The sequence below is a fragment of the Massiliimicrobium timonense genome, from assembly GCF_002160865.1.
Classification (GTDB): Bacteria; Bacillota_I; Bacilli_A; order Erysipelotrichales; family Coprobacillaceae; genus Allocoprobacillus.
On the sequence record NZ_NFLJ01000007.1, the window covers coordinates 12,140 to 24,585 of the forward strand.

A 12,446-nucleotide genomic window follows, 5' to 3' on the forward strand; every position below is an offset into this window, starting at 1 on the left:
TTCTTTTTATTAATGATATTATACTTAGGTATGTGAAAGACACTTTGTAAAGGATGGTGAATATAATGGCTAGAAAATGTGAAGTGAGCGGAAAAGGACCTATGTCTGGTAATTCTCGTTCTCATGCATTAAATGCAACTAAGAGAAAATGGAATGTTAACTTACAAAAAGCTACTATTTTAGTCAATGGTAAACCAAAAAAAGTAAAAATTTCAGCAAGAGAATTAAGAAGTCTTAGAAAGAGTGCTTAATGATAAAGATTGCATCCCACTGGGATGCTTTTTTTATATATTTTATCATATGTTTTTTTCTTATTTTATACAAAAAAAGAAGATAGTCCAAACTATCTTCTAAAGCCTTTTTTAAATTGATCAAAGATTGATTCTTTTTTTGTAGCTTTTTTCAATTTATGATAAAGTTCTTTTTCCTCACGAGATAATTTTGTAGGAATTTTCACATCAATCTTAACATACTGATCTCCATAATTATCACTACGTAAGTCTTTAACACCTTTACCTTTTAAACGTAATGTTGTTCCGGGTTGTGTTCCTTCTGGAACTTTTAATGTCACATCTCCATAAACTGTTGGTACATCTACGTCACAACCAAGCGTTGCATCAACTGCTGAAATTGGAATGGAAATATAAATGTTTTTTCCATCACGCTGGAAGTGTTGATGTGGTCTAACATAAATTTCAACATATAAGTCACCATTTGGTCCTCCATTTGTACCACGATGACCTTTTCCTTGAACACGTAACTGTTGATGTGTATTGATACCAGCAGGTATATTTAATTCAACTGTTATATTTTTATTAACATATCCATTCCCATGACAATGTGGACATTTTTCTTTAACAACTTTTCCTGTTCCATGACAGTCTGGACATGTTGTCTGATTAACAAATGTTCCAAATGGAGAACGTTGCTGTGTACGGATTGTTCCTGTTCCTCCACAGCGTGAACATGTCTGATAATCATTTGGTGTTTTTGCACCTGTTCCATGACAATGTGAACATTGTTCATCATAATTGATCTTAATTTCTGTTTTCTTTCCTTTAATCGCATCCATGAAGTCGATTTCCAATTGTACAAAACGATCTTCACCACGCATTGGACCACTCTTTCTTTGACGTGATCCTCCACCACCAAAGAATGAACCAAAAATATCTCCTAAGTCAACATCTTCAAAGCCACCAAAGCCACCAAAACCTCCGGCTCCACCACCGAATCCACCAGTTTGATCAAATGCAGCATGACCATAACGATCATAGGCAGCTTTTTTATTGTCATCTGACAAAACATCATAGGCTTCCTGAACTTCTTTAAATTTTTCTTCAGCTCCAGGTTCCTTATTGACATCAGGGTGATATTTTTTAGCCATTTTTCGATAAGCTCTTTTGATTTCATCAGCACTGGCATTTTTTGATACACCAAGCACTTCATAATAATCTCTCTTTTCAGCCATAATCTCACCTCTTGACTAGATAAAACCAAGGCAAAGCCTTGGCTTTATGTTAATTTTTTTCTGTAAAGTCTGCATCAACAACGTCATCATCGTTTGTTGCTGTATTTGAAGCATTACCAGTAGGGTTAGCTCCTTGTGATTGTTGTTGATATTGATATGCTGCCATTTGTTGAGCCATTTGTTCTAATTCACTCATTTTTGATTCAAGTGTAGCCATATCATTATCATCTAATGCTTTCTTCAATTCATCTCTTAAAGCAGTTGCCTGAGATTTTTGATTAGCATCGATCTTATCTCCTTGTTCAGCTAAAGCTTTATCAATTTCATTAATCATTTGTTCAGCTTTATTTCTTGTTTCAATATCTTTACGTTTCTTTTCGTCATCAGCTTTATTTGCTTCAGCTTCTTTAACCATTCTATCAATTTCTTCATCACTTAAACCAGTTGAGTTTTGAATAGTGATAGATTGTTCTTTTTGTGTTTTCATATCTTTTGCTTTAACATTAACAATACCATTAACATCAATGCTGAAAGTGACTTCAATTTGAGGAACTCCTCTAGGTGCAGGTTCAATACCATCTAATTTAAATAAACCTAATTGTTTATTATCCTTAGCCATTGTTCTTTCACCTTGTAATACGTTGATATCAACAGCTGGCTGATTATCAGCAGCAGTAGAGAAAATTTGTGATTTTGTTGTTGGGATTGTTGTATTTCTTTCGATTAAGACAGTCATGACTCCACCCATTGTTTCAATACCTAATGATAATGGTGTAACATCCAATAAGACAATGTCTTTAACATCTCCAGCAATAACTCCACCTTGGATTGCAGCACCCATAGAAACAACTTCATCAGGGTTTACTGATTTGTTAGGTTCTTTTCCAAGTAATCTCTTTACTGATTCTTGTACAGCAACAATACGAGTAGAACCACCAACTAATAAAACTTGATCAATATCATTTGGTGACATACCTGCATCACTTAATGCCTGTCTTACAGGTCCTTCTGTACGCATAACCAAATCATGTGTTAATTCATCAAATTTAGCTCTTGTTAATGTTAATTCAAGATGTAATGGACCAGCTGGACCAGCAGAAATAAATGGTAATGAGATTTGAGTCTGCATCATACCAGATACATCTTTTTTCGCTTTTTCAGCAGCTTCTTTAACACGTTGCATAGCCATTTTATCAGCGCTTAAGTCAACACCTTGTTCTTTTTTAAATTCAGCAACAATCCAGTTCATGATAGCTTGGTCAAAGTCATCCCCACCTAAATGGTTATCTCCAGCAGTAGCTAAAACTTCAAACATACCATCTGCTAAATCAAGGATAGAAACGTCAAATGTTCCTCCACCTAAGTCATATACTAATACTTTTTGTTCTTTATCTAATTTGTCAACACCAAATGCTAAAGCTGCAGCAGTTGGTTCATTAATAATACGTTCTACTTCTAGACCAGCAATTTTTCCTGCATCTTTTGTTGCTTGACGTTGTGCATCATTGAAATATGCTGGAACTGTGATAACAGCACGATTGACTGGTTCACCTAAATAAGCTTCAGCAGTTGCTTTTAAGTTTTGTAAAATCATAGCTGAAATTTCTTGAGGTGTATAGTCTTTTCCATTGACATGTTCTTTGTAACTTGTACCCATATGTCTTTTAATTGACATAACAGTTTCTTTGTTCGTTACAGCTTGACGTTTTGCAGCTTCACCAACAATGATTTCTCCATTTTTAAAGGCAACAACAGATGGAGTTGTTCTTGAACCTTCTGGGTTCGCAATAACTTTTGCTTCTCCATTTTCCATTACACTGACACATGAATTTGTTGTACCTAAATCAATACCAATAATTTTATTACCCATAACGATCATCCTCCTATTTTTTATTCATTTACTTTAACTAAAGATGCACGAATAACGCGATCTTTCAATTTGTAACCTTTTTGAAGCTCCTCAACAACAATATTATGACCATATTGATCATCCTGTGTTGTCATCACTGCCTGATGTAGATTAGGGTCAAATTCTTTACCCTGAGCTTCAATCACTTCTACACCATTTTTCTTTAAAATAGCCATCAATTGATCAAAGATCATTTGATATCCTTTTAAAAATGTCTGAACTTCTTCACTAGGATTTTGAACATTTAAAGAACGCTCAAAATTATCAACAACTGGAAGCAATTCTTCGATAAATGACTGCATCATAAATTTTAAAGAATTTTGATGTTCCTTTTCTAAACGTCTTTTCAAATTTTCCATATCCGCAAAAACTTTATAATAATCCGTTTTCCAAGTATTCACTTCTTCTTCCAGCTTTTTCATCTGATTTTCTAAGCTTTCTTCTTTTTGTTCTTCCTTTTCTTGAGTTTCCTCTACAACTTCCTGTTCTTCTTTAACTTCTTCCTGTGTAGTTTCCTTTTCTTTTGCCATTATTTCACCTCTATTCATCATCTTCTTGATTACTTAGAACTTCTTCCAAGCTCTTTGAAATATACTCAACTAAAGAAACGACTTTTTCATAAGGCATACGTGTAGGCCCAATGACTGAAATAGATCCTTTAGACTCATTCCCTGTTTTAAATGAAGCTGATATAACTGATACATCATTTAAATCCTGAATTGGTGAATCACTTCCAATTCTCACTGTGACACCATCTTCCAATGCGATTGGTTCCAGACTTTTCCATGATTGAGAATTTTCAAAAGCACTGACTAAACGACGTAATTTATTCACATCATTATATTCAGGCTGATACAATAAATTTTCTTTACCAGAGAAATAAACATTATTGTTTGCAAATTTCATAAACGCCTCTAAAAAAGCATTAAACAAAACTTCATGTTCTTTAATTCTTGCACTCAATATAGGTTTGACATCTCTTTCCAATCGAAAAGCCACTTGATTAATAGGTGTTCCATCTAATAACTCATTCATGACATTCACACAACTTGTCAAGTCTTCCATATAGGCATTATTTTTAATATTGAAATTACGATTTTCAACATGCCCTTTATCTGTCACAATAATTGCGGTAACCGTATGTTCTGATAATGGAACAAGTGTAATGTTCTGTAAATGTTCATAAATGGCATTAGGACCCAAAGCCACTGTTGTTAAATGGGTAAGCTGACTTAAAATTTGACAGCTTTCTTTAATAATCTCATTTAACGAACGATGACGATTTCCTAAAAGTGTGGACACTTGATTCTTGACTTCATCATCTACACTAGGCTGCATCAATGTATCGACATAAAAACGATATCCTTTGGTTGAAGGAACACGCCCCGAAGATGTATGTGTCTTTTCAAGATAACCATGTTCTTCAAGAAATGACATTTCATTTCTAATTGTCGCACTTGAATAAGGAAGCTGATACTTCGTCATCAAGGTTTTTGATCCTACTGGTTCAGCCGTTTCTACGAACTCCTCAACTATACATTTTAGAATCAGTAACTGTCTAGCTGTCAGCATATCTCAACCTCCTTTAGCACTCCTTTTACCTCTGTGCTAATTACATTATACTCATCTTTTTAGCACTGTCAACACTTTTGTGCTAATAAATAAAGAAAAACAGACTAAGTCTGTTCGTCATCCAAAAAATCTATTAATATACTATTTAAATAATTGATTCCTAATGATGTTGTTTTTAAATATCCATTCTCTATTTCCAGCAAATTCATCTTTTGATATTTTTCAATTACATGATGATATCGCTTTTGAAAATCAATTCCATATAATTGATTGATGTGTGAAATAGATATACCTTCATTCAAACGCAGTCCCATCATTATTTTTTCAAATAACCGATCACTCTCTGTCAAAATGATATCATTTTCCAAATAATGATGTTCTAAATAACGAGTCAATGATTTGGTATTTTCATATCTGTGTCCATTTTTCAAAGAATGTGCCGAAACCCCAATCCCATCATAATCTTCATAGTGCCAATACACTAGATTATGTAATGAAGGTTTATATGCATAAAAATTACTCACTTCATATTGATGATAGCCGTGCTGTTGTAATCTTTCTCTAATCAATGCATATATCTTGGCATCTTCTTCATCATTTAATGGCTGATAATGTTCATTTTTTAAAATCGTATGATCTTCCAAAATCAATGAATAATAAGACACATGTCCAACCTTTAACTTTACCAGTTCATCAATATCTTCACAAACATCTTGAATCGTCTGTTCTGGCAAACCATACATTAAATCAATATTGATATCCTGAACACCTTTATTTTGTGCCTCTAAAATAAAAGATTTCACCTGTTCACAAGTATGAACACGTCCAATCTTTTTTAATAAATGATTATGAAATGTCTGAACACCTATACTCAAACGATTCACTCCATTTTGCACACATAACTCTAATTTTTCATGATTCATTGTTTCTGGGTTAATCTCCATACTCCATTCCTGACAATGATGGGCATAAGGTTTTAAGAGTTCAAATAAATATTGTAATTGTTCATAAGTCAGTGCTGTGGGTGTTCCTCCACCAATATAAATTGTTTTATAATCATGAGATAATTGTTTTTGCTGAATTTCAAATGCTAAAGCATCTAAATACTGCCATGCCCACTTTTCATTATAAAAAACTTTACAAAAATCACAATATGTACAGATATGTTGACAAAAAGGAATATGAACATACAAAGCACTCATGATAAACCAAATTCCTTTGCTAATCCACCTAATGATGTTTCCTTATAATCACTGGATAAATCTTTTCCAGTTTCTTTCATAACTTTCACAATCGTATCAAAAGATACTTTATTTTTTCTTAAATAACCTAGCTGCTTTGCTAACATGGCCGCATCTAAGGCACGTAATGAACCATATCCATTACGTTCAATACAAGGAATTTGAACATAACCTCCTACGGGATCACATGTCAAACCTAAATTATGTTCCAGTCCCATTTCAGCTGCATATTCAATCAAAGAATTATTCAATTCATAAATCCATGCCATTGTTGCTGCTGCCATAGCACACGCTGTTCCAACCTCTGCCTGACATCCTCCATCGGCTCCCGAAATCGTTCCATTGGTTTTCACAACATTTCCAAAAAGTCCCCCAATGGCTAATGCTTTAATCAAATCTTTCTTTTCAATATGCAACTGCTTATAACAATAATACAATACAGCTGGCATAATACCACTTGCACCACAAGTTGGTGCTGTAACAATCTTTCCGCCATCCGCATTTTCTTCTGAAACAGCATAAGCATAGCTGGAAATAAATAATCTTTCTCGATCAGCTTCACGACGTGTATTTTGAGCCTGTTGAAACATTGATTTCGCTACTCTTTTTAATTTTAATTTCCCTTGAATCAGTCCTTCTTTTTTCAAGCCATTTTCAACACTTTCAAACATGGCTCCTAAAATATCTGAAAGAAAATGATCAAAATCATCTCCTTCATTTTCTAAAACATAATCATATAAAGATATTCCATGTTCATCTACATAATGTAAGATTTCTTTCATCGTATTTTGTTTATAAACTTGAACAGGTTCCTGTGCCAGATCTCCTTTAAATAAAATTGAACCCCCACCAATTGAATAAACTTCAATCTGTTTCATTTCCTGATCACCTTGAAAAACATGGACTATCATCCCATTAGGATGTTCTGGTAATTCTTCACTTTTAAAAGAAAAGTCTACAGGTTTTGGTGCAAATGTCTTTTCAATAATATAATCAGTTAAATGTCCTTTTCCAGTTAAAGCTAACGAACCATGTAAATCAACATGAAAACGTGTCGCTTCAGGGTACATTTCCTTAATTTTCAAAGCCGCTCTTTGTGGTCCCATTGTATGTGATGATGAAGGTCCAAATCCGACCTTAAATAATTCTCTCATTGATTCCATGATTCATTTCCTCCCATTCTCATTAAAAATAGTTCTAAACCTTTATATTTATCTATTTTCCCTGTCTTCACAGCAATATCCAGCTGTGATAGTTCATCAATATGTGCCAATAATTCTTTCAAATCAAAATCCTTACCATCACGTCTAATATATTTTAAACGATAGGGATTCATAGATAAAATTTGAGCAATTTCTCTATCATTATAACCTTTTCTATCTAATAATTTCACTTGATATAATAAACGCATGGCATTACCAATCAAAACAATTAATTTGACAGGTTCTTCATTATTCATAATCAAATCTTTATAAATTCGAAAACTTCTCGCTGTTTCTTTATTTAAAATCGCCTGACTTAATTCAAAAACATTTTCTTCAACCTGCTTTGTCACCAATAAATCAATCGTTTCTACAGTAATATGTTTTGTATACAGGCATAATTTGTTCACTTCCTGTGAAATTTCCAGAAGATGAGAAGGCATACGTGATAAAAACAGTCTTAATGCTTCTTCATCTATTTCACACCCTCGACTCTTAATCGCTTGATGCGTCGCTTTATATAACTGATGCTCATCCATTTTTTCAATATCATAAAAATGAGCATACTTGCGTAATGTTTTCACTACTTTTTTTCTTTCATCAAAATTTCTTTGATCATGATAAATCACAAATATTGTTGTGGGATTATCTAAAGGGAGATAATCCATAAACTTTTGAATATCTGCATCATTCATTGTTTTTTGTTTTTGAGCCGTTAAAAAAAGTGGATTTTTTAAAACAATCATCTTATATTCCGTTAAAAATGGTGGTGTTAAAGCATCCTCAATAATCGTTGACATACTGCTGTCCTGACACCAATATGTCACCATATTCATATCTTCCTCACAAATATGATACTTCTTTTTGAGTGTCTTTAATCTTTGTTCCATCAACAATTTATCTTCACCATAGATGACAAAATTCATGGTATCACCTCTATCTTTATCATTATACATGAATCAACGCAAAATGTAACGTTCTTTTCCATAAAATCTTAGATGAAACATTCCATCCTGATCGGTTCTTAAAATCGTGATACCTTTTCTTTGTAAACGTTCAATAACCTGAGGTGAAGGGTGCTTATACATATTATTCTTTTTAACTCCAATCATCGCAATATCAGGATGAATCGCTGATAAAAGTAACGCAGAAGTGGCACTGGCACTGCCATGATGTGAAACCTTTAAAACATCGACATCCAATGTCTGTAATTGTGGTAAAAGGTCAGCTTCAACTTGACTGGACATATCCCCTGTCATCAAGATATTCATTGCCGGTAAGGAAATATACATAACGAGTGACTGATCATTAGAATCAGTATAAACCTGATGACTCTTAAACATTTGAATTTGAGCACAGCCAATCTGTCTGGTCGCTTCAAATTCATCAATGACCTGCCCTATAGAAAAATGTTCCAATAAAGAAGGAAGTGCCCCACAATGATCAAAATCATCATGTGAAATATACACATAATCCAAATGTGAAATACCTACCGATTTCAAATAAGGTATAATCGTCTGGGTTGCTAAGTCATAATCCTGTGTTCCTCCCGTATCAATCAAAATATTTCCTTGATTCATAGGTAGACGTATGAGGGTACAATCACCTTGTCCTACATCAATCATTGTCACCTCACCATAGATTTTATGTTGACTCCAGAAATGGAAAACAAGCATTAACGAAAGCAAGGCACAAGCGTCTTTTCGATAAGATTGTTGGAGTTCTTTAGCAATAATGATACGAAAATAGAAAAAATAAAAAAGAATCAGACATGCTAAGGTTGGTTTAGAAAAAATAAGGAAAGCATTCATAACCGTCATAAAAGATAACATATTTTGAAAAAGAATGACGGTATATTTTAAAACAATTTCAAGAACAGGGAAAAATATAGAAAGCACACATAAGCTATAAAAGATTTCAATAAAGACATTTAAAATATCGCTGACAAAAAATGAAATAAAAGGAATTTGGGCATTTAATGTTAAAATGATGGGTAATGAGGAAAGATAAATCCAAAATGATGAAAAGCGTAAACGCTGTGTTAATAAAACGATAAAATAAATAAAATAGGAAAATACAAAGGAAATATTGTAAATGATATAGGGATTATAAAATAAGGATAATATAATCAGGAAAGCAAAGATATCTAATTTATGAAACCATTTTTTTAATAGTTCATATAATAATAAAATAAAGAAAGCACGATACAAAGACACAAGCATAGGAATAGAAAAAATATAAAAGCCAATCATCATAAACGTTAAAACCTTTGCTAGTTGACGTGGTAAAAACAAAGCCAGTACATTTTTAATTAATGCATATAAGATATGGATATGCATTCCTGATAAAGCAAACATATGAACAAGTGAAAGTTCTGTTAATAACTGATAGTCTTCGCCAATAGTCAAGCTTCTTTCACCTAAAATAAATAATCGCTGATAATCTTGAACATCCTGTTGTGAAGAAAAACGTTGTTCTAACCAGCGATAAAATGTTGGTTGTTTTTGTTGTGAAATCAGTTTTTTAACATAAGCTTTATGAAAAATCTTTTGTCCATAGAGATAATCCTTTTCACAAAAAGCATTGTCATTTGTATTTTCATAGAGTTCTAATGGCTCAATCTCTACTTCTAATAAATCCCCATATTCAATATTGGATAAATCATGATAAAGCTTTACAGTCCCTGCATTTGTTTTCAAATAACAGTTATTTTCAGCAGTTTTAACAACAACACCCTGCAAAGAAGAAGATAATGGTTGAATTTCATGAGGTTGTATCCATAGGGCCAAACAAAGTAGTATTGCAATCATGAAATGTATGATAGACAATCTTCGATATAGAAAATAACAGTATAAGATAAAGAATAAATAAAAAAGCGGATGGACAATATCCGCTATAACAAAGCATAATAAAGCCGTTGCATAATAAATAACATGATATCTTATAAGCATAGATGTTCTCGCAATCTTAAATAAGTTTTTTCACCAATCCCATTAATATCCATAATATCTTCAATCGTTTCAAAAGGTTGTTGCTGACGATAATCGATGATTTTTAAAGCTGTCTTTTCTCCTACACCTTCTAAAGTCATGAGTTCTTCCTGTGAAGCATGATTTAAAGATACAGCTCCCTCATGAAGGGATGGTAAGTACAAACGACTTTCATCTTCAACTTTTTTATCCATAACCAAAGACTGCATATTAGCCTTTGGGGATACTCCAACTTCATCCACCAGTTCTTGAATAGTTTTTTCTCCCTCAAATTCGTATTTTCCATTTTTTAAAAATTCTCCTTCTAAAATCACATAAGATAAAGACACAACATTTTTCTTTACAACCTCAGGTTTTTGAAAATCATAAACAATAGAACAAATCATTAAAACAACAAGTCCAATTATCTGATATATTTTTTTCATGTTTTTCCTCCAAACAAAAAAAGAATCCTAAGATTCTTTTGAAATATGAAAATGCTGATACGCCAATTCTGTAACAACACGCCCTCTTGGTGTTCTTTTAATTAAACCTTTTTGTAAGAGATAAGGTTCATAGACATCTTCCAATGTTAGTGGTTCTTCGCCAATACTGGCAGCAATAGCTTCTAAACCAACCGGTCCACCACGAAAACGCTGAATAATTCCTAATAGATATTTATGATCCACATCATCCAGTCCCAGCTCATCAACTTTTAAAGATTGTAACGCTTCAATTGTTCTTGATTTCGTAATCGTATCATCCCCATTGTATTGAGCAAAATCTCTGACACGACGGAACAAACGATTAGCAATACGTGGTGTCCCACGTGAACGTCTGGCTAGTTCTCTTTTGGCTTGTTCATCCATATCCATATGATAAACTTGACTCGTACGATCAATGATCGCTGTCAATTCACTTTCATTATAATATTCAAGTTTAGATACAATACCAAAACGATCCCTTAAGGGAGCAGATAAATCTCCAGCTCGTGTTGTCGCTCCAACCAATGTAAAAGGAGGTAAATCAATTCTAATGGAACGTGTAGAAGCTTCTTTACCAATCACAACATCGACATAAAAATCTTCCATCGCTGGATATAGAATTTCTTCAACAACTTTATTTAAACGATGAATTTCATCAATAAACAAAACATCACCCGGTTCCAATGATGTCAAAATAGCAACCAGATCACCAGTCTTTTCAATACTTGGTCCCGTTGTGGCTTTCAAATGTGTCCCCATTTCATTAGCTATGATCATTGACATCGTTGTTTTTCCTAAACCAGGTGGTCCATATAATAATACATGATCTAAAGTTTCATTTCTTAATTTGGCTGCTCCAACAAAAACCTTGAGATTCTTTTTTAAATCAGTCTGACCAATATATTCATCAAAGGATTGTGGTCTTAGCTGATTTTCTTCATCCTCAATATGTTCATTTGTATCTAAAATACGTTCATTCAAATCCATAGCGACCCTCCTATAATTTTACTAATAAACCTAATGCTTTTTTCACATAACCATTTGTATCCAATGTTTCATGAACAAGCGTATTCATCACACGATCCACATCCTGTTTCTTATATCCCAGTGCAATTAAAACTTCAATGGCTTCATCAAACTCTACTGATGTCATAAGCATTGGAGATATCTGTACATCAAATTTACCTTGTAAATCTAAAACAATCTGTTGTGCTGCCTTTGGTCCGATACCCGGAATCTTTCTTAAATAACTAATATTCTTAGATTCAATAGCTGATATAATGGCCTGAACATCTCCAGTTGCTAAAATACCAATGGCTGTTTTACAACCAATGCCTTTTACAAGAATCAGCTTTAAAAATAAATCTTTTTCTTCCAGTGTCAAAAAGCCAAAAAGAGCAATGCCATCTTCTTTGACCTGCTGATAAACATAGACCAATGTTTCTTTACCACGCTGAAACTGATAAGGATTGGAAACATAAATCAAATATCCGATTCCTTGATTATCAACAACAATATGATCTTGACGCATATCCACAATAATACCTTTTATATAACTATACATATTAAAACTCCCATTTCATAATATCCTCATCATTAT

12 protein-coding genes are annotated in these 12,446 nt (G+C 33.2%); 1 reads left to right on the forward strand and 11 read right to left on the reverse strand.

The features are described 5' to 3' along the window. Window positions 1–65: 65 nt before the first annotated feature. On the forward strand, window positions 66–251 hold the full coding sequence (rpmB, locus tag B5E75_RS03250; RefSeq protein ID WP_087357353.1) for a 50S ribosomal protein L28: 186 nt from the start codon (window positions 66–68) through the stop codon (window positions 249–251). Window positions 252–343: 92 nt separating this feature from the next. On the opposite strand, the gene dnaJ is transcribed toward rpmB, so the two are convergent. The 11 genes from dnaJ to ruvA form a co-directional block, all read right to left on the reverse strand. Further along, a complete protein-coding gene (gene dnaJ / locus B5E75_RS03255) occupies window positions 344–1,468 on the reverse strand; it encodes a molecular chaperone DnaJ (protein ID WP_087357354.1) in 1,125 nt (374 codons plus the stop codon). A gap of 49 nt (window positions 1,469–1,517) precedes the next feature. Next, window positions 1,518–3,338, reverse strand: a complete 1,821-nt coding sequence (gene dnaK / locus B5E75_RS03260) for a molecular chaperone DnaK (protein WP_087357355.1) — start codon at window positions 3,336–3,338, stop codon at window positions 1,518–1,520. Between the two features lie 20 nt (window positions 3,339–3,358). Then, window positions 3,359–3,907: a nucleotide exchange factor GrpE gene (gene grpE / locus B5E75_RS03265; protein WP_211964811.1), complete on the reverse strand. Its 549-nt coding sequence runs from the start codon at window positions 3,905–3,907 to the stop codon at window positions 3,359–3,361. A 10-nt stretch (window positions 3,908–3,917) separates the two neighbouring features. Continuing rightward, complete coding sequence (hrcA, locus tag B5E75_RS03270) at window positions 3,918–4,949, reverse strand: heat-inducible transcriptional repressor HrcA (protein WP_087357356.1); 1,032 nt, start codon at window positions 4,947–4,949, stop codon at window positions 3,918–3,920. 104 nt (window positions 4,950–5,053) lie between these two features. Next, window positions 5,054–6,151, reverse strand: coding sequence for a radical SAM family heme chaperone HemW (hemW, locus tag B5E75_RS03275; RefSeq protein WP_087357357.1), 1,098 nt, complete (start codon window positions 6,149–6,151; stop codon window positions 5,054–5,056). Further along, window positions 6,148–7,353 (reverse strand): L-serine ammonia-lyase, iron-sulfur-dependent, subunit alpha, encoded by a 1,206-nt coding sequence (locus B5E75_RS03280; protein ID WP_087357358.1) that lies wholly within the window; start codon window positions 7,351–7,353, stop codon window positions 6,148–6,150. Before B5E75_RS03280 ends, hemW begins: the two co-directional genes overlap by 4 nt. Further along, a complete protein-coding gene (gene holA, locus B5E75_RS03285) occupies window positions 7,341–8,318 on the reverse strand; it encodes a DNA polymerase III subunit delta (protein WP_087357359.1) in 978 nt (325 codons plus the stop codon). Before holA ends, B5E75_RS03280 begins: the two co-directional genes overlap by 13 nt. A 33-nt stretch (window positions 8,319–8,351) precedes the next feature. Then, window positions 8,352–10,343, reverse strand: coding sequence for a DNA internalization-related competence protein ComEC/Rec2 (locus tag B5E75_RS03290; RefSeq protein WP_087357360.1), 1,992 nt, complete (start codon window positions 10,341–10,343; stop codon window positions 8,352–8,354). After that, window positions 10,334–10,807, reverse strand: a complete 474-nt coding sequence (locus B5E75_RS03295; RefSeq protein ID WP_087357361.1) for a ComEA family DNA-binding protein — start codon at window positions 10,805–10,807, stop codon at window positions 10,334–10,336. The genes B5E75_RS03290 and B5E75_RS03295 overlap by 10 nt, the downstream gene beginning before the upstream one ends. A gap of 27 nt (window positions 10,808–10,834) precedes the next feature. Then, window positions 10,835–11,833, reverse strand: a complete 999-nt coding sequence (gene ruvB / locus B5E75_RS03300) for a Holliday junction branch migration DNA helicase RuvB (RefSeq protein ID WP_087357362.1) — start codon at window positions 11,831–11,833, stop codon at window positions 10,835–10,837. A gap of 10 nt (window positions 11,834–11,843) precedes the next feature. Continuing rightward, on the reverse strand, window positions 11,844–12,410 hold the full coding sequence (ruvA, locus tag B5E75_RS03305) for a Holliday junction branch migration protein RuvA (RefSeq protein ID WP_087357363.1): 567 nt from the start codon (window positions 12,408–12,410) through the stop codon (window positions 11,844–11,846). Window positions 12,411–12,446 lie beyond the last annotated feature (36 nt).

Coding starts and splice junctions, on each gene's coding strand:
- rpmB (WP_087357353.1), top strand. CDS start 66: ATGGCTAGAAAATGTGAAGTGAGCGGAAAAGGACCTATGTCTGGTAAT.
- dnaJ (WP_087357354.1), bottom strand. CDS start 1,468: ATGGCTGAAAAGAGAGATTATTATGAAGTGCTTGGTGTATCAAAAAAT.
- dnaK (WP_087357355.1), bottom strand. CDS start 3,338: ATGGGTAATAAAATTATTGGTATTGATTTAGGTACAACAAATTCATGT.
- grpE (WP_211964811.1), bottom strand. CDS start 3,907: ATGGCAAAAGAAAAGGAAACTACACAGGAAGAAGTTAAAGAAGAACAG.
- hrcA (WP_087357356.1), bottom strand. CDS start 4,949: ATGCTGACAGCTAGACAGTTACTGATTCTAAAATGTATAGTTGAGGAG.
- hemW (WP_087357357.1), bottom strand. CDS start 6,151: ATGAGTGCTTTGTATGTTCATATTCCTTTTTGTCAACATATCTGTACA.
- B5E75_RS03280 (WP_087357358.1), bottom strand. CDS start 7,353: ATGGAATCAATGAGAGAATTATTTAAGGTCGGATTTGGACCTTCATCA.
- holA (WP_087357359.1), bottom strand. CDS start 8,318: ATGAATTTTGTCATCTATGGTGAAGATAAATTGTTGATGGAACAAAGA.
- B5E75_RS03290 (WP_087357360.1), bottom strand. CDS start 10,343: ATGCTTATAAGATATCATGTTATTTATTATGCAACGGCTTTATTATGC.
- B5E75_RS03295 (WP_087357361.1), bottom strand. CDS start 10,807: ATGAAAAAAATATATCAGATAATTGGACTTGTTGTTTTAATGATTTGT.
- ruvB (WP_087357362.1), bottom strand. CDS start 11,833: ATGGATTTGAATGAACGTATTTTAGATACAAATGAACATATTGAGGAT.
- ruvA (WP_087357363.1), bottom strand. CDS start 12,410: ATGTATAGTTATATAAAAGGTATTATTGTGGATATGCGTCAAGATCAT.